Source organism: Pseudomonas sp. SDI, from assembly GCF_003105155.1.
In the GTDB taxonomy this organism is placed as follows: domain Bacteria; phylum Pseudomonadota; class Gammaproteobacteria; order Pseudomonadales; family Pseudomonadaceae; genus Aquipseudomonas.
Genome location: NZ_QETK01000018.1, coordinates 59087 through 80075, shown reverse-complemented (window position 1 = coordinate 80075; position 20989 = coordinate 59087). Strand labels below are relative to the sequence as shown.

The 20989-nt window shown below is 64.2% G+C and carries 19 protein-coding genes and 2 pseudogenes; 10 read left to right on the top strand and 11 right to left on the bottom strand.

Annotation, left to right across the window (positions count from 1 at the left end; all coding sequences use genetic code 11):
• Nucleotides 1-15: 15 nt before the first annotated feature.
• Genes DCO48_RS13835 through DCO48_RS13825 form a run of 3 tightly spaced genes read left to right on the top strand, consistent with a single transcriptional unit; the run spans nt 16 to nt 4400 of the window.
• Entirely contained in the window at nt 16-1620 is a 1605-nt protein-coding gene (locus DCO48_RS13835) for a carboxyl transferase domain-containing protein (protein ID WP_116551171.1), read from the top strand.
• Between the two features lie 3 nt (nt 1621-1623).
• Nucleotides 1624-2442: a gamma-carboxygeranoyl-CoA hydratase gene (locus DCO48_RS13830; protein WP_116551170.1), complete on the top strand. Its 819-nt coding sequence runs from the start codon at nt 1624-1626 to the stop codon at nt 2440-2442.
• Entirely contained in the window at nt 2439-4400 is a 1962-nt protein-coding gene (locus DCO48_RS13825) for an acetyl/propionyl/methylcrotonyl-CoA carboxylase subunit alpha (RefSeq protein WP_116551169.1), read from the top strand. Before DCO48_RS13830 ends, DCO48_RS13825 begins: the two co-directional genes overlap by 4 nt.
• Nucleotides 4401-4481: 81 nt before the next feature.
• Here the strand turns inward: DCO48_RS13825 and DCO48_RS13820 are convergent, their stop codons facing one another.
• Nucleotides 4482-5096, bottom strand: a complete 615-nt coding sequence (locus DCO48_RS13820; protein WP_116551168.1) for a LexA family transcriptional regulator — start codon at nt 5094-5096, stop codon at nt 4482-4484.
• Nucleotides 5097-5222: 126 nt separating this feature from the next.
• On the opposite strand from DCO48_RS13820, the gene DCO48_RS13815 reads away from it, so the two are divergent.
• The 3 genes from DCO48_RS13815 (at nt 5223) to DCO48_RS13805 (ending at nt 7693) form a co-directional block, all read left to right on the top strand.
• Nucleotides 5223-5540, top strand: coding sequence for a DUF6124 family protein (locus DCO48_RS13815; protein ID WP_116551167.1), 318 nt, complete (start codon nt 5223-5225; stop codon nt 5538-5540).
• A 443-nt stretch (nt 5541-5983) separates the two neighbouring features.
• Nucleotides 5984-6496, top strand: coding sequence for a DUF4880 domain-containing protein (locus DCO48_RS13810; RefSeq protein ID WP_116551166.1), 513 nt, complete (start codon nt 5984-5986; stop codon nt 6494-6496).
• 48 nt (nt 6497-6544) lie between these two features.
• Nucleotides 6545-7693, top strand: a complete 1149-nt coding sequence (locus tag DCO48_RS13805) for a M14-type cytosolic carboxypeptidase (protein WP_116551165.1) — start codon at nt 6545-6547, stop codon at nt 7691-7693.
• Nucleotides 7694-7791: 98 nt separating this feature from the next.
• On the opposite strand, the pseudogene DCO48_RS13800 reads toward DCO48_RS13805, so the two are convergent.
• Nucleotides 7792-8232 (bottom strand): annotated as a pseudogene (locus tag DCO48_RS13800) (winged helix-turn-helix transcriptional regulator); the annotation flags it as partial.
• A 95-nt stretch (nt 8233-8327) separates the two neighbouring features.
• On the opposite strand from DCO48_RS13800, the gene DCO48_RS13795 reads away from it, so the two are divergent.
• The gene (locus DCO48_RS13795; protein WP_116551163.1) at nt 8328-9545 is read left to right on the top strand and encodes an MFS transporter; all 1218 of its coding nucleotides are present in this window, start codon (nt 8328-8330) and stop codon (nt 9543-9545) included.
• Here the strand turns inward: DCO48_RS13795 and DCO48_RS13790 are convergent.
• From DCO48_RS13790 to DCO48_RS13755, 8 genes are all read right to left on the bottom strand, one after another.
• Complete coding sequence (locus DCO48_RS13790) at nt 9509-10480, bottom strand: spore coat U domain-containing protein (RefSeq protein WP_116551162.1); 972 nt, start codon at nt 10478-10480, stop codon at nt 9509-9511. The two genes, DCO48_RS13795 and DCO48_RS13790, sit on opposite strands and share 37 nt — an antisense overlap.
• Entirely contained in the window at nt 10477-12795 is a 2319-nt protein-coding gene (locus DCO48_RS13785; protein WP_371919511.1) for a fimbria/pilus outer membrane usher protein, read from the bottom strand. Before DCO48_RS13785 ends, DCO48_RS13790 begins: the two co-directional genes overlap by 4 nt.
• Nucleotides 12796-12881: 86 nt before the next feature.
• A complete protein-coding gene (locus DCO48_RS13780; RefSeq protein ID WP_116551161.1) occupies nt 12882-13652 on the bottom strand; it encodes a molecular chaperone in 771 nt (256 codons plus the stop codon).
• A 66-nt stretch (nt 13653-13718) separates the two neighbouring features.
• A complete protein-coding gene (locus tag DCO48_RS13775) occupies nt 13719-14219 on the bottom strand; it encodes a spore coat U domain-containing protein (protein ID WP_116551160.1) in 501 nt (166 codons plus the stop codon).
• Nucleotides 14220-14222: 3 nt separating this feature from the next.
• The gene (locus DCO48_RS13770; RefSeq protein ID WP_116551159.1) at nt 14223-14753 is read right to left on the bottom strand and encodes a spore coat protein U domain-containing protein; all 531 of its coding nucleotides are present in this window, start codon (nt 14751-14753) and stop codon (nt 14223-14225) included.
• A gap of 17 nt (nt 14754-14770) precedes the next feature.
• Nucleotides 14771-15298 carry a spore coat U domain-containing protein gene (locus DCO48_RS13765; protein ID WP_116551158.1) on the bottom strand — a complete coding sequence of 176 codons (528 nt, stop codon included), beginning with the start codon at nt 15296-15298 and terminating at the stop codon, nt 14771-14773.
• Nucleotides 15299-15331: 33 nt separating this feature from the next.
• Complete coding sequence (locus DCO48_RS13760; protein ID WP_371919508.1) at nt 15332-15859, bottom strand: spore coat U domain-containing protein; 528 nt, start codon at nt 15857-15859, stop codon at nt 15332-15334.
• Nucleotides 15860-16239: 380 nt separating this feature from the next.
• Nucleotides 16240-18129 (bottom strand): propionyl-CoA synthetase, encoded by a 1890-nt coding sequence (locus DCO48_RS13755; protein ID WP_116551156.1) that lies wholly within the window; start codon nt 18127-18129, stop codon nt 16240-16242.
• A gap of 318 nt (nt 18130-18447) precedes the next feature.
• Between DCO48_RS13755 and DCO48_RS13750 the strand changes: the two genes are divergently transcribed.
• The 3 genes and pseudogenes from DCO48_RS13750 to DCO48_RS23255 all read left to right on the top strand — a co-directional run bounded on the left by DCO48_RS13750 (nt 18448) and on the right by DCO48_RS23255 (nt 20178).
• The gene (locus DCO48_RS13750; RefSeq protein WP_116551155.1) at nt 18448-18663 is read left to right on the top strand and encodes a TIGR02450 family Trp-rich protein; all 216 of its coding nucleotides are present in this window, start codon (nt 18448-18450) and stop codon (nt 18661-18663) included.
• A gap of 186 nt (nt 18664-18849) precedes the next feature.
• Nucleotides 18850-19626: pseudogene (locus DCO48_RS23260) on the top strand (PAS domain-containing protein); the annotation flags it as partial.
• Between the two features lie 90 nt (nt 19627-19716).
• On the top strand, nt 19717-20178 hold the full coding sequence (locus DCO48_RS23255) for a methyl-accepting chemotaxis protein (RefSeq protein WP_371919510.1): 462 nt from the start codon (nt 19717-19719) through the stop codon (nt 20176-20178).
• A 20-nt stretch (nt 20179-20198) separates the two neighbouring features.
• Here DCO48_RS23255 and DCO48_RS13740 read toward each other — a convergent pair whose 3' ends face one another.
• Complete coding sequence (locus DCO48_RS13740; protein WP_218276125.1) at nt 20199-20957, bottom strand: EAL domain-containing protein; 759 nt, start codon at nt 20955-20957, stop codon at nt 20199-20201.
• Nucleotides 20958-20989 lie beyond the last annotated feature (32 nt).

The following is a 20989-nucleotide window of genomic DNA, read 5'->3' as shown; positions in this document are numbered from 1 at the left end:
GCGCCAGGAGCTCCGATGATTCTGAAGTCTCAGCTAAACCCGCGCTCAGCCGAGTTCGCGCTCAACAGCGCGGCCATGCTCGAACAGGTCCAGGCCCTGCGCACACTGCTTGCCCAGGTCCATCAGGGCGGTGGGCCAAAAGCCCAGGAACGCCACACCTCGCGCGGCAAACTGCTGCCGCGCGAGCGCATCGACCGGCTGCTCGATCCGGGCTCGCCGTTTCTCGAAATCGGCCAGCTCGCCGCCCATGAGGTGTATGGCGAAGACGTACCGGCCGCCGGGGTGATCGCCGGGATCGGGCGGGTCGCCGGGGTCGAGTGCATGATCGTGGCCAACGACGCCACGGTCAAAGGGGGTTCCTACTACCCGCTCACGGTGAAAAAACACCTGCGCGCGCAGACCATCGCCCAGCAGAACCGCCTGCCCTGCCTGTACCTGGTGGACTCCGGCGGTGCCAACCTGCCGCGCCAGGACGAAGTGTTCCCCGACCGCGAACACTTCGGGCGGATTTTCTTCAACCAGGCCAACATGAGCGCCCTGGGCATTCCACAGATCGCCGTGGTGATGGGCTCGTGCACCGCCGGCGGCGCCTATGTGCCCGCCATGGCCGACGAAGCGATCATGGTCCGCCAGCAAGCGACCATCTTCCTCGCTGGCCCGCCGCTGGTGAAAGCAGCCACTGGTGAGGTGGTCAGCGCCGAAGACCTCGGCGGTGCCGACGTGCATTGCAAGACCAGCGGCGTTGCCGACCACTATGCCGACAACGACGAACACGCCCTGGCCATCGCCCGGCGCTGCGTGGCCAACCTCAACTGGCATAAACAGGGTGAGTTGCAGCAGCGCACGCCGATTGCCCCGCTGTACAGCGCCGACGAGCTGTACGGGGTGGTACCGGCCGACGCCAAGCAGCCGTTCGACGTGCGCGAAGTGATCGCCCGGCTGGTCGACGGCTCGCTGTTCGACGAGTTCAAGGCCCTGTTCGGCACCACCCTGGTGTGCGGTTTCGCCCACCTGCACGGCTATCCGGTAGCGATTCTGGCGAACAACGGGATCCTCTTCGCCGAAGCCGCGCAAAAAGGCGCGCATTTCATCGAGCTGGCCTGCCAGCGTGGCATTCCGCTGTTGTTCCTGCAGAACATCACCGGTTTCATGGTCGGCCAGAAATACGAAGCCGGCGGCATCGCCAAGCACGGCGCCAAGCTGGTAACCGCAGTGGCCTGCGCCAAGGTGCCGAAGTTCACCGTGATCATCGGCGGCAGCTTCGGCGCCGGCAACTATGGCATGTGCGGGCGTGCCTACGACCCACGCTTCCTGTGGATGTGGCCGAACGCACGAATCGGCGTGATGGGCGCCGAACAGGCCGCCGGGGTGCTGGCTCAGGTCAAGCGCGAACAGAGCGAACGCAGCGGCCAGCCGTTCAGCAGCGACGACGAAGCGCGGCTCAAGCAGCCGATCCTCGACCAGTACGAACATCAGGGCCACCCCTACTACTCCAGCGCCCGACTGTGGGACGACGGCGTCATCGACCCGGCGCAAACCCGCGACATTCTTGGCCTGGCCCTCTCGGCAGCCCTCAACGCACCGATCGAACAAAGCCGTTTCGGCATTTTCCGGATGTGACCGATGAGCGACTTCTCTACCCTTGAACTGATCAAGGACCCCCGTGGTTTCGCCACCCTGTGGCTGAGCCGGGAAGACAAGAACAACGCCTTCAACGCGCAGATGATCCGCGAACTGATCGTGGCCATCGAGCGCCTCGGCGCCGATGCCAGCCTGCGCTTCGTGCTGCTGCGCGGCCGTGGTCGGCACTTCAGCGCCGGCGCCGACCTGGCCTGGATGCAGCAGTCGGCCGAACTCGACTACAACACCAACCTCGACGACGCCCGCGAGCTGGCCGAACTGATGTACAACCTGGCCAAGCTCAAGCTGCCGACCCTGGCCGTGGTGCAGGGCGCGGCCTTCGGCGGCGCGCTGGGGCTGATCAGTTGCTGCGACATGGCCATCGGCAGCGAAGACGCGCAGTTGTGCCTGTCGGAGGTGCGCATCGGCCTGGCCCCGGCGGTGATCAGCCCATTCGTCGTACAGGCCATGGGCGAGCGCGCGGCACGCCGCTATGCGCTGACCGCCGAACGCTTCAGCGGCAGCCGCGCCCGCGAACTGGGCCTGCTCGCCGAAGCCTATCCGGCGGCCGAGCTGGAGCAGCAGGTCGAGGCCTGGATCGACAACCTGCTGCAGAACAGCCCACAAGCCATGCGCGCCAGCAAGGAGCTGCTGCGCGAGGTTGGCCATGGCGAGCTGACCAGCGCGGTGCGGCGCTATTGCGAGAATGCCATTGCCCGGATCCGCGTCAGCAGCGAGGGCCAGGAAGGCCTGCGCGCCTTCCTCGAAAAACGTAAACCGAACTGGCTGAACACACCTTCGGACAAGGAGCCGCGCCCATGAGCCGTCCCGTGCTGACCACCCTGCTGGTTGCTAACCGCGGCGAAATCGCCTGTCGGGTCATGCGCACCGCCAAGGCCCTGGGCCTGACCACCGTGGCCGTGCACAGCGCGGTCGACCGCGATGCCCGGCACAGCCGCGAGGCGGACATCCGCGTCGATCTCGGCGGCGCCAAGGCCAGCGAAAGCTACCTGGACGTCACCAAGCTGCTGGCAGCGGCCAAGGCCAGCGGCGCCCAGGCGATCCACCCGGGCTACGGCTTCCTCTCGGAGAACGCCGGGTTTGCCAAGGCCATCGAGGATGCCGGGCTGATCTTCCTCGGCCCGCCCGCCTCGGCCATCGAGGCGATGGGCAGCAAGTCGGCGGCCAAAGCGCTGATGGAAACCGCCGGGGTGCCGCTGGTGCCGGGTTACCACGGCGAAGCCCAGGACCTGGAAACCTTCCGCGCGGCTGCCAAGAACATCGGCTACCCGGTGTTGCTCAAGGCCACCGCCGGCGGTGGCGGCAAGGGCATGAAGGTGGTCGAACAGGAAAACCAGCTCGGCGAGGCCCTGGCCTCGGCGCAGCGTGAGGCACTGTCGTCGTTCGGCGATGCGCGCATGCTGGTAGAAAAATACGTGCTCAAGCCACGCCACGTCGAGATCCAGGTATTTGCCGACCAGCACGGCAACTGCCTGTACCTGAACGAGCGCGACTGCTCGATTCAGCGCCGCCACCAGAAAGTCGTCGAAGAAGCGCCGGCCCCTGGCCTGAGCCTGGAACAGCGGCGCGCCATGGGCGAAGCGGCGGTTCGCGCGGCGCAGGCCATCGGCTATGTCGGCGCCGGGACCGTGGAGTTCCTGCTCGATGCACGCGGCGAATTCTTCTTTATGGAGATGAACACCCGCCTGCAAGTGGAACACCCGGTCACCGAAGCCATCACCGGCCTCGATCTGGTCGCCTGGCAGATTCGCGTCGCCCGTGGCGAAGCGCTGCCGATCACCCAGGCGCAGGTGCCGTTGATCGGCCATGCCATCGAAGTGCGGCTGTACGCCGAAGACCCGGCCAACGACTTCCTGCCGGCCACCGGGCACCTGGCGTTGTACCGCGAGTCGGCGCCGGGCGCTGGGCGCCGGGTCGATACCGGGGTCAGCGAAGGCGACAGCGTTTCGCCGTTCTACGACCCGATGCTCGGCAAGCTGATTGCCTGGGGTGAAGACCGTGAACAGGCGCGCTTGCGCCTGCTGGCAATGCTCGACGAGTTTGCCATCGGCGGGCTGAAAACCAACATCGCCTTCCTCCGACGGATTCTGGCACACCCGGCATTCGCCGCAGCCGAGCTGGACACCGGGTTCATCCCACGTTATCAGGACGCGTTGCTGCCAGCGCCGTGCGAGCTGCCGGCGGCGTTCTGGCAAGCGGCTGCCGAGGCCTATATCCAGAGCGAAGCGCCGCTGCAGCGGGCAGACGATCCACATTCGCTGTGGGCCTCGCGCGACGGTTTGCGCGCCGGGGTGCCGGCGCAGGTCAGCCTGCACCTGAGCTGCAATGGCCAGGACCGGGCCGTGAACCTGACCCGCGCAGCGGCCTCGACCTGCAGCCTGGACGGCGAGCAACTGGTGATCGACGTCAACGGCTTGCGCCGCCAGCACCTGGCGATTCGACGCGGCTCGACGCTATACCTGCAGTGGGATGGCGAGCTGCAGGCGGTCAACGCCTACGATCCGATTGCCGAAGCGGATGCCAGCCATAGCCATCAGGGCGGGCTGAGCGCGCCCATGAACGGCAGCATCGTGCGGGTGCTGGTCGAGGTAGGTCAGGCGGTCGAGGCCGGGGCGCAACTGGTGGTGCTGGAAGCCATGAAGATGGAGCACAGCATCCGCGCCCCGCATGCCGGGACGGTAAAGGCACTGTACTGCCAGGAAGGCGAGATGGTCAGTGAAGGGAGTGCATTGGTGGAGCTGGAGGTTGTAGAGGGCTGATGGCCCTGGCACCGGCACCTCCGGCCCTCATAGAAAATGGCGTCATCGGCTGTGGGGGCCGGCCTTGCCGGCGATGCACGATCAAGCAAACTTGGCCATGGCCCGCACCACCACGCCAAGCACTTCGCCTTCATCGCTCCAGAGCAACTTCGGGTAGGTCGGGTTCAGCGGCCGCAGATAGCGTTGCCCGCCCTCCTCGATCAACTGCCGGAACAGCGGCTGCGCATCTGCCTGCAAACGCGCCAACACCAGCTTGCCGGGTTCGGCGTCCTGCCCGCAGTCGACCAGCACCAACATGCCGGCCGGCACACTCAGCCCGAGCGGCGCAGTCATCGCATCGCCCTCCACCGACAGCCAATAGGCCGTGCCGTGCGCCGCGTAGTCACACAGCTCAGTGTGCGCCTGGTCCAGTGTAAGATCATTCCACGCCCGTAGCGGGTAGCGGTACACCGCCTGCCCCTCTTGCGCAGCATACTGCGCCATCGGTTCGGCCACGTCGGTACTGGCATTCATCTGCAAATGCCCAAGGCCGAGCACCACCAGAATCTCGTTCATGCGGTCCAGCGTCGGCTCGCGCTCTTTGCGTAGCCAATGCCCTACTGCGCCTTGGGTGACCCCCATGCGCTCCGCCAGTTTTTCCTGCGTGAGCTTCAATTCACGCATCCTGGATTTGACCAGAGTTATCCATTTATCCATCGCAGGCACGATACGGACTGCCTCCGGAGGCTCAATACACATACTGTAGTATTTAATACATTGAAACCAATACACTACGTATTAGTATTGCCGTGCAGACCTCCCATCTACCGACAAGGCAGTCCTATGAAACCACCCTCCTTTGATGAACTGGATAGCGAAGCGGCACGCCGTGCACTGGATTTCTACCTCAACCCCACCACCTCGCAACGACCGGTTACCGATGAACCCCTGGTCGTTGCCCGTGAAGACCTCAACGCCGACGAAGCCATCACCCACGCCGCAGCGTTGCTGCGCAGCGTCGCCGCCACGGTGTTCGAAGCCGCCGAACACCAACGCGGCACGGTCCGTGACAGCCTGTATACGGTGATGCATTTAATGAACATGGCGCGTGCACTGCTCGATCGCTACATCATCGAACAGGAAAAAGCCGACACTCAGTAGCAGCCGCTACATAGCGCAGAGACGCGCTGCCCATACAGGCTCGGGCAGGCGGAAAAGAAATTTCGCCGGATGGCGAAAAATTCATTTGACTTGAAAATGAGAACGGTTATTATTTCTCGCAACTGGTCGCGAGACTGGTTGGGTAACCTGAAAGCCCTTAGGTCGGACTCTCAGATTATCTCCTCATCAGGCTAATCACGGTTTTTGACCCGGCTTTTTGCCGGGTCTTTTTTTTGGCTCTTCAGGCTAATGAAGGCGGGAGTTGCTTGAATGACGGCGATGATAGCAAAGGTATGTCTCAGAATGTAACCCTGAGTAACAGGACTTTGCCGATTTAGCACTTGAGAATCAATCTCATGTTGGCTAAGCTATCGCAGCGTCAAGGAAGATGCCCCCTACTGCTAAACGCCCCGGCCGTTCCACTTCAGCAAGGAGCTTGTGCCATGACCCGTCTGTTGCTGCCCCTTGAACACACTTCCAACGCCGCTGAGCTTGGCGACGATGACCTGCTCTGGCGCCTCAACCGGCTGCCACGTCGGGTTCAGCAGGTGTTTCTGCTCAGCCGTCTCGACCAGCAGTCTTTCTCCAGCATCGCGCAACGTCTCGACCTGCCCTGCGCGGCGATCGAACGCCACATGAACCAGGTGCTGCAAACGGCCCAGCAAGCCCGCTCGACGATTACCCGCGAAGCCTGCCAATGGTATGTGCGCCTGCAAAGCCCAGACGTGACCGCCAGCGAACGCATCGATTTCCGCCGCTGGCTGGACGCCACCCCGCACCACCTGCAAGCGTTCCACGACACCGAACTGCGTTGGCGCACACTGCTGGCCCCGGCGCAACTGCTCGGTCACGGCCAGTGGTACCGGCAACCCTGGGCGGCGTTATCGCTGGGCGGTTGCTCAGTGGTAATCGGCCTGGGCCTGGCGGCATTGCTGGCGATTGGTTTCTGGTCCTGAGCCAGGCGTGTAGAGTAGGTTGCACAACAACTCTACAGGAGCCTGGCAATGACCGTGACGCTGTCCCCCATAAGCATCGAGTGCGATTTCGACGCCGGCAACATCCTCGTGCGTGACGCCAGCAACCCGGCACAGGTCCGCCTGGCCATCCGCCCCGACACTCACAGCGAGCATTTCCAGTGGTTCCACTTCAAGGCCAGCGGCCTGACGCTGGGACAGCGCCATCAGTTCATTCTGGAAAACGCCGGTGAATCCTCCTACAACGCGGCGTGGGATGGCTATCATGCGGTTGCCTCCTACGATCAGCAAAACTGGTTCCGCGTGCCCAGCCAGTTCGATGGCAAGGCCCTGAGCTTCAGCCTGCAAGCGCGTGAGCCGCAGGTGTGGTTCGCCTATTTCGAGCCCTACCCACGCGCCCGGCACAATCAATTGATCGAGCGTGCCGTGGGCTTGCCAAATGTCGAACTGCTGGCCACCGGGCGCAGCGTCGAGGGTCGCGATATTCAGTTGCTGCGCGCCGGCGATGGCGCGGCAGGCAAACGCAAACTGTGGATCATCGCCCAACAACATCCGGGCGAGCACATGGCCGAATGGTTCATGGAGGGCGTGATCGACCGCCTGCAGCACAATGACGCCGGCGTCCAGGCGCTGCTGGCCAAGGCCGACCTGTACCTGATCCCGAACATGAACCCGGATGGCGCGTTCCGCGGTCACCTACGCACCAACTTCAAGGGCAAGGACCTCAACCGCGCCTGGCAGGACGCGAGCATCGACAGCACGCCGGAAGTGTTCTTCGCCAAGCAGCAGATGAAACTGCATGGCGTCGACCTGTTCCTCGACGCCCATGGTGACGAAGAGATTCCCCACGTGTTCACTGCGGCCTGCGAGGGCAACCCCAGCTATACGCCGCGCATTGCCGGGCTGGAGCAACGCTTTCGCGCATTGCTGAGTGGCTTGAGCAACGACTTCCAGACCGTTCACGGCTATCCGCTGAGCGCGCCGGGCGAAGCCAATATGACCCTGGCCTGCAACGCCGTGGGCGCTGCGCATGACTGCCTGTCGCTGACCCTGGAAATGCCCTTCAAGGACCACGACGACGCGCCGAACCCGCTCACCGGCTGGTCGGGCAAGCGTTCCCGGGAGTTGGCCAGCGCGGTGCTGGATACGTTCGAGCAGATGGCCGCGGAACTGCGTTAAGCCCTGTCGCGGGACGAGCCCGCTCCAGCAGTAGGTGGCGGTACGCCTTCCTCTGTGAGAGCAGCGGTGCGGCGACCCGATTCGTCCCGCGATGAATCCACGGCAATCCGGCGACACTCCTCGGCCCCCACCACCCGCCCATCCGCCGCCCGCACCTCCAGCGGCGTGAGCGGCGCGCCGGTGCGCGTGTCCACCAGCAGCGAATGCGCCTCGCCGTCCGCGTAGAAAAACGCCTCGCCCCACTGCCGCAAGGCGACGATCAACGGAAACAGCCCGCGCCCCTTCTCGGTCAAGCGGTACTGCTGATACGCGCTGCCATCCGCCGCCGGCACCAGTTCCAGGATCCGGTGCGCGACCAGCTGGCGTAAGCGTGCCGCGAGAATATTCTTGGCCATCCCCAGGCTGCGCTGGAACTCGCCAAAACGTGTCAGCCCATCGAAGGCATCGCGCACGATCAACAACGACCACCAATCGCCAATCGCATCGAGCGAGCGCGCCACCGGGCATTCGGCGTCCTGAAAACGGGTGCGCTGGACCATGCTTCCTCCACGCAGAGCAGAAAAGTGGTTGCAATATAAAACCTGTGCTTCTAGGGTACAACAGGTTTCATATTGCAACCAGAAAGGACGCCATCATGCCTGCCTCATCCGTTCCGCGACTTTCGCCTGCGGTGGTTCTGCTGTTTTCACTTGCCAGTGCGCTGGCCGTTGGCAATGTCTACTACGCCCAGCCGCTGCTGGAGGCCATGGCCCGCGACCTGGCCATCGACACTGCGCTGCTCGGCCTGGTGGTGACCCTCAGTCAGATCGGTTATGGCCTGGGGCTGGTGCTGCTGGTGCCGTTGGGCGATCTGCTCGACCGGCGCAAGCTGATCGTCGGCCAGACGCTCCTGTCGGTACTCGCCCTGCTGCTGATTGCCGTCGCCCCGGGCCGCCACTGGCTGTTGCTCGGCATGGGCCTGAGCGGCCTGCTGGCGGTGGTCGCCCAAGTGCTGGTGGCACATGCCGCGACACTGGCGGCCATTGAGGAGCGTGGCCATGTAGTGGGCATCGTCACCAGCGGTATCGTCATCGGCATCCTGCTGGCACGGACCCTGTCCGGGGCGGTGGCCGACTTTGCCGGCTGGCGTGTGGTGTACCTGCTCTCGGCGCTGCTCACGGCGTCGATGGCGCTGCTGCTCTGGCGCGTGCTGCCGGCGCAGCAGCGCGTGCCTAGCGGTGCCAGCTACCGGCAGTTGATCGGTTCCCTGTGGGATTTGCTGCGCGACGAGCCGGTACTGCGTCAGCGCGCCTGCCTGGCCCTGCTCAGCTTCGCTTCGGCGATGGTGCTGTGGACGCCCCTGGTGTTGCCGCTCAGCGCCCCGCCGCTGTCGCTGTCGGCCAGCCAGGTGGGCCTGTTCGGCCTGGCCGGCGCCGCGGGTGCGCTGGCTGCGGCACGCGCCGGGCGGCTGGCCGACCGTGGCTGGGGGCAGACGGTCAGTGGCGGCTCGCTGTTGCTGATGCTGCTTTCCTGGGGGGCGATTGCCCTGACCCAAAGCTCGCTGTGGGCACTGCTGCTGGGCGTGGTGCTGTTCGACCTTGGTTTACAGGCGCTGCACGTCGCCAGCCAGAGCCTGATCTACCGTCTGCCGGCCGACACCCACAGCCGCCTGACCGCCGCCTACATGCTGTTCTACTCGGTCGGCAGCGCGCTCGGCTCGCTGGCGGCAACCCTGGTGTACGCCTGGGGTGGCTGGCTGGCGGTCTGCGCACTGGGCGCCGCGCTCAACCTGCTCGCCCTGGGCTATTGGTGGACCACCTTGCGCAGCCCCATGATTCAAAACTGCACATCCAGCATCACACTGTCCGAATAGGCATCCGCCGGCGGCGTCGGCTGGTCGGTGTAGACCTTGGCGTTGTAGTTGAACACCTGACTACCGGCCCCGGTGCCCACACCTGGGTTGATGTCGGCATCGCTACTCGACCGCCGCGCGCCGGTCAGCGAGCCCCAGCGCACCGCGCCGGCACTCTTGAAGATGTCGTAGGCCAGGTAGTTGTTGCTATTCACCGCCTTCATCCGCCGCCGCCCACCAGCCCCGTACAGGCCATCGTTCAGGCCCACCGTATAGGCACTGCCCTTGGTGCACGACAGGCTGACGCTCTGGTTCACCGTGGCAAAGCCACTGACCACCGGCGCGCCGCCAAAGCTGATGTTCGGCGTGGTAATCAGGCAATCGTTGGTCACCGTCAGGCTGACCGTGAACGAACTGCTGCCGCTCAGCTTCTGCCGCCCCAGGCACGCCGCACCGAGCCCGATGCCCCAGCAGTAATCCCAGTCCCAGAACACGTTGATGGTTTCGGTATAGAGGCCAGCCGCGACGTTGCTGCCGGTAATCGTCCCCAGGTACACCGGAATGCTCTTCGGCGTGATGCTGCCGAGCAACCCCAGCAGATCGATGATGCCGTTGCGGGCAAAGTCGTAAGGCTGGCCGCGGGTAATCGGGTAGCTGCTGGAGTTGTTGGCGAACAGCGTGTAGCCGATCACGTCGCCGGTCGGCCCGACCAGCCCGGTACTGCCATTGGCACCGCTGAACGTGCCCTTGAAATAATCGTCGCTGCGCAACGCCGTGAGCAGCGAGCCGGTGCACTGCAAGCCCGCATTGCTGGTCGACGACGGTTGCGAAACCACCTGCACCTGGTTCGAGGTGACACTGCCGAACGCCGCCGGCGCCCCCGCCTGCACCGCGCACAACGCCTGCACCTGGCCGGCCGCCAGGAGGCCGAGCAACCCCCACGGCGAGCGTTTCATTGGCACACCAGCGGACCGATCAGCGGCACCTGGTCCTGCTCGGCCTGGAGCCCGAACTGCACCTGGCACTGCCCGCCACCGGCCACCTCGACCTGCAGGGTGTTCTGCTCGGCAAGGTCCTCCAGGTACACCAGCCCGTCCCAGCCCACCACCGCCTGGACGCCGCTCTGTACATGCGTCACCTGGCTGCCCAGGGCCAGGTCCTTGCGCGCGCTGTCGACCAGCACCAGACTGGCCGCGCGCACCTTGCGCAACGGGAATTCCAGCAGGTAACCGCTGCCGCGACGCACCGCCACACGCTGCTCGACATCGCCGGCGCGCACGTTCGGCGGCAGCTCCAACGGGTCGATTTCGTACTTGCCACGGTAGTAACCGCTGCTCCACGGCACCAGCAGATGGCCGTTGGCATCGGTGCGCCCGACCGTCTGGTTCTCGTAGCGCACCGGTACATCGGCAAAGCCGTCGGTGCTGACCAAGACGAAGGCATCGTCGATACGATTGGCAGCAAACAATCCGGCGTCCATCAACACCACAGAACCGCTGGCATCGGCCCAGCGGGTCATGCTGTCGCTGCTGCCATACAGGCCGGCCTGCAGTTGCACACCTTGCAGGCGCCAGGTCAGGTCGGCCTGGCGGTACGCCGCGCGGGCGCCGTCAGCATAGCCGAGGTTGAAGCCGACGCCGCCCTCCACCGGCACCGCGCGGCTGTAGTTGACCCGCTGCACACTTTCGCCCTGCTGGTTGCGTTCCATGCTGAAGCTCAGCGTGCCGCGCAGGTCGAACGGGATCACCAGTTGCGCCTGCATCGCCCACTGGCGGTCGCCGATCTCGCGGTTGGCCGACAGGTACAGGCTGCTGTTGCCCCACAGCGACTTGCTCCAGCTCAGGTTGAGCAACTGGGTGCGCGAACCGTCGCCGGCATGCACATCGAAATAACCGGCGCCGATGCTGCCGTAGCGTTGCAGGTTGAGGCTCAGGGTGACCTGTTCGCTGCGCTGGCTGAGCCGCGTGTACGGGCTGTCGACCAGCGACAGGTCGGCGTAGTCGCCGCGCCGTTGCAGGCGTTGGTAGTTGAAGCCGAACCGCTGGCTGCTGTACTGGTAGCCGAGGCTCAGTTGCTGGCCGGTTTGGCCGTCGAGCCGGCTTTGGGTCATGGCGGCGTTGACCACCCCGTAATTGCCGATCTGCAGGCTGCCGCCCAGGCCGCCAAGGGCCAGCGACTCGGCCGCCTCGACATGGCTTTCGACGGTCACCCGGTCGCTCAGGCCGTAGCGTAGGCTGCCCGTCGACACACCTGGGCCGTAGGCAAAGTCGCGCACGCCATAATCACGACGCAGGCTGCCGAGCGCCACCGAGAAATCGCTCAGGCCTTTCTGCAACAGACTGCTGGTGACGTAGAACGGCAAGGTGGTCGAGACCTGCCGGCCGAGCGCATCGGTGGTCACCACCACGGCATCGCCGGCACCGTTGATGAACGGCACGTTGGTCAGCGTGTAGGGACCGGGTTGCAGGTCGGCGCTGGCGCTCTTGTAGCCGTTGATGAACAGGTCGACCGAGGACGGCACCGCCGCCTCGCCGACGAACGCCGGCAGCGGGTAGGTCACCAGGTCCGGGCGCACGCCGAAGTCACGCGACAGCTGCACGCCGCCGACCCGCACCGAGGTGGTCCAGGGCAAGGCGCCGGTCACTACATCGCCGGCTTCCCAGGTCAGCAGGCGTGCTTCGTCGGAGTAGCGCCAGGTCGTGTCGTAGCGGCGAAAGCCCTGCTGGCTGCTGTCGAGCTGGGCGCCGCCGAGCGATTCGCGCCACTGCCCGGTACTGGAAAAGCTGCCCCAACGGTCGAACACGCGCAGCTCGTTCCAGGCCGCGAGGTAGGTCCCGCCATCATCGCTGTCGTTGAGGTAAAGGTCATAGTTGAACACGGCGCCGAAACTGCTTAGGGCCTGACCGGCCGCCGACAGGTCGCGAGTGCCGATGCGCTGGTTCGGCAGCCAGGCCGGTGGCACCTGCAACAGCAGACGCTGACCCTGGCTGTCGTAATCGCTGTGCAGCTCAGGTATCGCTTCCAGGGCCACCTGCGGGTCGCTCTGGCCAGGAATCGTCAGGCCCAGCGCCTGCAAATCGGCATAGGCCATGTACAGACGACCGTTGCGTTGCTGCACCGGCACCAGGTTGGGGCTACTCATCTGGTTCACCACCAGTTCCAGGTACAACTGCGCTTCGGTTATGGCATCCAGCCCCGACGGCGGCGGCGGCAATTCGCCAGCGAGCACTGCGCTGCCGACGAGCAGGCTCGCGCCACACACCTGCAACAGGCGGCGCGGCAGCGCCGGAAATTTGCTCACGCACTGTGTCCAACCATATCCGGGCCTCCCTGGCCGCTGGCGTTATCCTCGGGCGGTCAGCGCCCCTGACGGATGGTCTGGGCCGCTTCGGTGCCGTTGATCCGGCCCTTGAGTACGCTGGCCGTCGACAGCTGTGCCGGGGCCGGCCAGCGCATGCTCACGCCCGGCAGCACATAGCCGAGCAAGCCTTCGACCAGCGGCTGGGCCTGGCTGCCCTGGTGCAGGACGACGTCGGTCAGGCGCGCATGCACCGGGCCGCTGTTGCGGATTTCGACATAGGGTTTGCCCTGCACCGAGACCTGGCGCCAGCTCAGCACCGGCTTGCCCACGGCGGCTGTATCGCGCTGCCCGGCAGCATCGGGTTTGCCCCAGAGACCTTCGCCGTAGACGAACAACGGCACCGAGTAGCGCATCTGGAAGCGGATCGCGGCCTCGGGTTTATCCTCGCTCGCGGAGGGCGGTAGCGCCGCGGGGATCTCGTCGATGATGATCCGGTAGGCCTGCTCCTGGCCGACCGGCGAAACACCGGTGCGGGTCAGCCGGATCAACTGTTTCTGCCCCGGCGCGACATTAGCCACTGGCGGGCTGCCGATAATCTCGCGCTGCTGTTGATACTGGTCGTCGAAGTCGCCCTGGCGCCAGGCGAACACCCGCACCTGCAGGTTGGCCGGGGCCGTGCCACGGTTCTCCAGCCACAGCGCACCGGCCTTGTCGCTGGCCTCGATCACCGGATCAATCGGCCAGATCAGCACCGACGTCGCCGCCTGCGCCATGCCGCTCCCCAGTAGTGCCAGCGCCAACAGCCCGCCGCTCATTTCCTTGCGCATACCGCGAGCGCAGCCCCCCATGCACAGCCTCCTTTGGCTTTGGTCGAAACTTCCCCGTGAACCCGCTCACCAGGACAACGTCACTTGCAGCACATCGGTATAACTGCCGGCGGCAAGCACCCCGCTCGGCTGCGTGCGGGCATAGACCGGCAGCATGATAGCGGTCGGGTCGCTGTAGCTCACGGCGACAGTCTGGCCAATCCCCAGGGCCTGGCTGAAGCCGGCGTCGCTAAACAGCTGGTAGCTCAGCAACTGCGGGCCGCCGCTGCGCTTGAGATTGCGGGCGCCGTTATTATTCTGGCCGCCGTCGATAGCCATGTTCAGGCTCACCCCCGGCGTGCATTGCAGGGTTACCGTGGTGCCGCTCAGGGCGGCGGTCAGGACGCTGCTCGACAGCGCCGAGGCGCTGCCGAAATTCAGGTTGCCGTAGGTGCTCGCCCCGCCCACCACCAGGCACCCGGCGATGATCGAAGCGCTGACCTGAAAGGTGCTGGTCAGCACGGCACCCAGCGGCAACGGCAGCAGCGCCGAGACTGCAGCGAGGGCAAGCGGCAGCCGCCGGTGCATGGCTCAAAAACTCAACTCGACCGCGACCAGATCGGTATAAAGCCCTGCCGGCAACCCGGCCTTGCCTTTGGCCTGGCCGTACAGGTTGACGGTTTGCGCCACCCCGGTGCTGGTCGGCAAGGTGATGGTGCCGCCAACGACCAGCAGCGTCGAGAAACCGGAGTCGGTGTAGAAGTCATACGGCACGTAGTTCGCCACCCCGTCGTAGAGCGCCCGCCCGCCGCCGCTGGATTGCCCGTCATGGGCCCCGGCATTGACCTTGATGATCGGGATGGTGCCCGCCGAGCAGAGCACGCTGAAGCCCGAACCGCCGCTGAGCACCTGGGCCCCGGCCGTGCTGAACAGGGCGCTCTGGCTGCCGAAACTCAGGGTCCCGAAGGTGACCCCGCTGACCGCGCTGGAGCCGTTCACCTGGCACGCCGAAGTCAAGGTCAGGGTGGCGTTGATGTTCCCGGTGACGGTTGCCGCCTGGGCCTGTGTGCACAACGCCAGGCCAAGGCCGGCGAGCAGTAGACGCGATACGGTTGAAGTCATGAGTCACTCCTTGCGTGTTACCAGTCCAGGGTCACCATCAGGGTGTCGCGATACACGCCGGCCGGCAGCGCCTTGGCGTTGGCCACCACGGCGCCGTAGATCGGAATGGGGATCTGTGCCGCACTGCTGATCGAGAAGTTCATCTGCTGGCCAATGCCGTAGCTGGCCGCACCAGTCGGGTCGGCCGACAATTGATAGGGAATCAGGTGCCGGCCATTGCTCAAGCGGCGGGTGCTGCCATCGGCGTTGCTACCGCCATTGATGCTCACGGTGAAGGCCCGCACCGAAGGGTTGCAGCTCACCTGCAGAGCACCGGCCGTGTCTTCGTCCAGCGCCGAGCGTAACGGGTTGGCCCAGGTCGGGCCCTGCTGGCCGAAATCGAGCAGGCCACTGCCGAGCATGGTTTCGCCGGGCTGGCCATTGCTCACCTGGCAGGCCGCGCTGATTACCAGGCGGGCCTCGATGAAGCCGCTGACCGCGCCCTGCACGGTCGAGCTGAGCAACAGTGGCCCAAGGCTCAACAACAGGACTCGCGTTGTATTCATCTGCCAGTTCCTTTAGCAGCCTGCGCAGGTGCGTCACCAACTGACGGTCACCTTGAGCAGGTCGGAATAACGGCCGGCGTGCGGCACCTGGGTCAAGCGGTCGATGCGAGCGAACAGCGGCAGTTCCACCGAGCCGCTGTCCGGCACGCGCCCATGCAACACCGTGTCTACCGGCAGTGGCACACGCCAGGCCGGGTCTTGATAGAGTCGATAGGGAATCGGCCGAACGCGCGCCTGCTCGCTGGCCATGAAGCGCACCTCGCCGAGGCCGCCATGTTCGCCGCCATCGACCTTGAGCTGGTAAGCGGTATCGGGGTTGCATTCAAGACGCGGCGGGCGCTGGCTGAGCAACGCGGTGCTGAGCGGGCCATCCGCAGCATCAAGACGGGCAGGCTGGCCGAAGTCCAGCAGCCCCAGGGCCTGGGCGCCGGCTGTACGGGGTTGATTGACCAGGGCGCAGCCGCGCTGGACATCGACCCGCACTTCCACCAGAAAATCCGCAGCGGCGGCACTGTCGCCCACGATCAGGCCGAGCAGCGCTGCAAAAGAGCGTCCTTTCACCGTTACCATCCTTGAACACAGGATTGCGCTGAGGTGTAGGGTAGCAGCCGTTGAAAATGCTGCCAGTTCGATAGGAAATGTACAGGGCTTGTACAAGGACCTTCGCTCATGCCGGGGCGAGCGCGCTGGCGGCGCTTTGCCCTATTGGTTAAATTAGCGCCGCTCGTGCACGGTGGCCCCGCCCTTTCCGACTGTTCCAAGGAGCCCGCGATTGTCTGGTTTACCTACCGCCTGGATCCGATCGTCGCGCCGCGCCCGCTGCAGGCGGATCGGGCCAGCAGGTGCGCGACAGCCTCGGCGGCAGCGCGGCGGACCTTGCCCGCACGCGCAGCCGCCTGGGTCAACCGAGCCCCTGTAGCCCACTGCCCTGCCCGACCTGATCAGCCAGCGCGAGCGAGGCTGGCCAGGACGTTTTCGATCTCCAGCAGTACCGCCGGGTCGTCGAGGGTGGAGGGCGCTGTGTAGGGCTGATGGTCGGCGATCTTGCGCAGCACGGCACGCAGGATCTTGCCCGAGCGGGTCTTCGGCAGGCGCTTGACCAGCCGCACCTGATTGAAACAGGCCAGCGCGCCGATCTGCTCACGCACGCGGGCCACCAGTTCGCTCTGCAAAGCGTGCTCGGCAATGCTTTCGCCATCCTTGAGGACCACCAGCGCCAGCGGCACCTGGCCCTTGATCTCGTCATGCACGCCCACCACCGCGCACTCGGCCACGGCCGGGTGGCAGGCAACCAGGTCTTCCATCTCGCCGGTGGACAGGCGGTGGCCAGACACGTTAATCACATCGTCGGTGCGGCCCATGATGTAGACGAAGCCGTCGTCGTCAAGGTAGCCACCGTCGCCAGTGTGGTAATAGCCGGGATAGGTCCTCAGGTAGGCCTGCAGGTAGCGCGGGTGGTCGCCCCACAGGGTCTGGCTGCAACCGGGCGGTAGCGGCAGCGCGATGACGATAGAGCCTTGCTGGTTGGGACCGAGCAGGTGGCCGTCGTCGTCGACCACCTGAACGTGGTAACCAGGCACCGCGCGGTTACTGGAGCCGGGGCGCACGCCGCTGCCTTCGAGCCCGACGCAGGGCGCGGTCACCGGCCAACCGGTTTCGGTTTGCCACCAATGGTCGTGGACCGCCTTGCCGCTGGCGGTTTCGAGCCAATGGTGGGTACTGGAGTCAAGTTTTTCGCCGGCGAGGAACAGCTGGCGCAGCGAGCTCAGGTCGTACTGGCGCAACAGCTGGCCTTCGGGGTCTTCCTTGCGGATTGCGCGCATGGCGGTGGGCGCGCAGAACAGCCCGTTGACCTTGTATTGCTCGACGACCCGCCAGTAGGCGCCGGCGTCCGGGGTGCGGATTGGCTTGCCTTCGTAGAACACCGTGGTGCAGCCGTTCATCAGCGGGCCATAGACGATCAGCGAGTGCCCGACCACCCAGCCAACGTCGGAAATCCCCCACCAGACATCGCCGGCCTGCATGCCATAGATATGCCGCAGGGTGAAACGCAGGGCCACCGCGTTGCCGCCGTTTTCGCGGACGATACCCTTGGGCTTACCGGTGGTGCCAGAGGTGTACATGATGTACAGCGGGTCGGCGGCCGCCAGCTCAACCGGGGCCACCGGCTGGGCGCCCGCCAGGGCGCTGTGCCAGTCGAGGTCGCGGCCTTCGAGCAATTCGGCACGGGCCTGCGGGCGTTGCAGCACCAGTACCTTGCGCGGTTGATGCTGGGCCAGTTGCAGGGCGCGATCGACCAGTGGCTTGTAAGCAATGACGCGGTCGAATTCCAGGCCACAGGACGCGGTCAGCACTAGCGCCGGGCGGGCGTCGTCGATGCGCAGGGCCAGTTCGTTGGCGGCAAAACCGCCAAACACCACCGAGTGCACGGCGCCAATGCGCGCGCAGGCAAGCATGGCCATGGCGGCCTGCGGGACCATCGGCATGTAGATGATGACGCCATCGCCCTGCTTTACCCCCAGTTCACGCAGCAGGCCAGCCAGACGGGCGACCTCGTCGCGCAACTGGTTGTAGGTGAAGGTTTGCTGGGTGGCGGTGACCGGGGAGTCGTAGATCAGGGCGATCTGTTCGCCGCGGCCTTGTTCGATCTGGTGATCGAGGGCCAGGTAGCAGGTGTTCAAACACCCATCGGCGAACCACTGGTGGGTGCCGTCGGGACCTTCGCTGAGGGTTTGCGTGGGCTGGCGGAACCAGGCGAGGTCGCGCGCCTGGTCAGCCCAGAAGGCAGCGGGGTCGGCGATGGAGCGGTCATAGCAATGCTGGTAAGTCATCGATACGGAACCCTGGGTTTGTTGTTATTAAAAGGGCGAGTACCGAGTATGGTCGGGTGTCGCCGGGCTGCCATAGGACTTAAGTCTCATCGGTTGTGCAGAAATGCCCCCTTGTCACGGCGGGTCGACGCGTGCTCGGGATGACCTGAACGTTGCACACCCTCAGATCCACAAAATATTGTACAAGGCTGAATTATTGTACAACTTTTGATATCGGAGTACCCTGTGACCACATTGCCATGATCGGCTCCAGCAACGCCGCTTCAGCAGGTGCCCGAGGGTGATGGCAAGACGGGGAAGCGAACGGGTGGAGCACACATGAACAGATTCAACCCACGAAAACTTGGACTGTCCAAATGGACTGCCCGTGAGCCGGTCAACCGAGAAAAACACTTCCTGGTCACCGAGCTGATTTGCGACGAAGAAGGTACGCCTCTGCAGATTGAACTGCAGGCCGTCCACAGCGGGCGAAAACAGTTGCTTGATTGGCGAGAGCTAAGGAATAGCCAACGCTGGAAAATCGGCTGGTGCTGAGCACCTCGGCGTTCAGCGTGATAGCTGGAGCACTAGCAGCTCGATAGCGACACACTATTTATATCTGTACAGGCCGTAGAGCGATACTCGCTCACTGACCTCGGGTGAGTAGCTGCAAAGGTTCTTGCGCGTTACTCACTGCATTCATCCTTCAATCAACATACATCGCCTTATGGAGCCCCAAGCATGTTCATGCGCACCCGCAAACTGAGTACCGCGCTGCGCGAGAGTGAGGAACAGCGGGCTGGTCTTGCTGCCGAGCATGACGCCCTGCACAGCGCCATGGCGATCATCGAATTCAGCCCGACCGGCGAAGTGCTCGATGCCAGTCCACTGTTTCTGAACATGCTGGGTTACACGCTGAACGATATTCGCGGTCAGCACCATCGCATGTTCTGCGAGCCGCAGTATGTACAAAGCCCTGAGTACAACGCGTTATGGCAGCGACTGAGGCAGGGGCAGAGTTTCAGCGCTCACTTTCTGCGCTTGACGCGCGCCGGAGAGCGGCGTTGGCTGGACGCAAGCTATGTGCCGGTGCGCGATGCTGCCGGCAATGTGCAACGTATTGTCAAAGTCGCCTTCGACGTCACCGAGCGCACGCTGCGCTCACAGACTGAATCAAGCTTCATGCAGGCAGTCGATCGCTCAACGGCGGTGATCGAGTTCGACCTGAACGGCCAGGTCATCAATGCCAACGCCAATTTCCTGAACGTCATGGGCTTTAGACTGGAAGACATTCGCGGCCGCCACCATCAGATGTTCTGTCGGCCCGACGAGGTACTCAGCGAGGACTATCGTGTTTTCTGGTCCGGTTTGAACCGCGGCGACTACAGCGCTGGTGTGTTTCAACGCGTCAAAAAAAACGGCGATATCGTCTGGCTTCAAGCGACCTACAACCCGCTGTTTGACGCCCACGGCAAGCTGTATGGCGTGGTTAAGTTCGCCACCGATATAACCCGTCAGGTTGAACAGCGCAAAACCGAGTCAGAAGCAGCGCAACTGGCATTCGATACGTCCCGGCAAACCGACGAGCACGCCAGGCTTGGATCCAGCGTGGTTCAGCAAACCGTCACGGTGGTAAAAAGCATCGCCGACGAACTCGAACAAGTCACCCAGGTGATCAACGCGCTCAGCGTGCAGTCCGAAGAGATTGGCGCCATCGTCGGTGCGATCCGGGGCATCGCCGAGCAAACCAACTTGCTCGCACTCAACGCCGCCATCGAAGCAGCCCGGGCAGGCGATCAAGGTCGCGGGTTCGCGGTGGTCGCCGACGAAGTACGCAACCTTGCCCGGCGTACCAGTCAAGCGACCGTTGCGATCACCGACGTGGTGGGCAAGAACCGCGAACTGGCCAGGCAAGCGGTTACCAATATGCAATCCGGTACGCTCAAGGCAGAACAAGGCGTACACCTTGCTCATCAGGCCGGCACGGTAATCATGGACATCCAACTGGGGGCACAACAGGTTGTGGATGTCATCGGCACATTTGCCCAGACACTCGACACCCAGCACTGATCTGCGCTGCCGCCCCCACTTCAGGGCGCAGGCCAGGTCACAGCCGGTAGTGCTTCGAATGCAGGGCGAGCAAAGAGATAGCCCTGAAAGAGATAAATGCCGAGGTGCTGCAACTGACGCAATTCACCAAGCGTTTCTATGCCCTCGGCAATCACTTCGATGTTAAGCACCTGGCAGACGCCAAGTATGCCCTGGACAATAGCTTGGCGCACCGGGTCGGTATCGATGCCGCGAACCAAGGCCATGTCCAGCTTGATGATGTCCGGCTGAAACTCGGCGAGCAGGTTCAACCCAGAATAGCCGGCGCCAAAATCATCGATGGCAGTCATGAATTTCTGCCGCTGATACTCGTGGATGATCCCTTTCAGGTGTTCCTTGTCCACCAGCTCTTCGCTCTCGGTGATCTCGAAGATGATCCGGTCCGTAGGGAAGTCGAAGCGCTGCGCAGCGGCTAGCGTGGCACGAATACAGGTAGCCGCCTGATACACGGCATTGGGCAGGAAATTGATGCTCAAGAGGCACGGGATGCGCAGTTTCGCCGCCAGTTCCACGGCCTTGAGTCGGCAAGCCTGGTCGAAGGCATAACGGTTCTCATCGTTAACCTGGCGAAGAATCGTCAGGGCGCCGCTGCCATCGAGGCCACGCACCAACGCCTCGTAGGCGTACAGGCTGTGATCCCGTATATCGACAATCGGCTGGAACGCCATGCTGAAATCAAAGCCCAGTGCCTGGCCATCTCGACAGGCGCTACACGGAGGAATAGCGGATTGCTCGCTCATAGGAAAAAAATGCCCAGATAAATGTTGTGCAC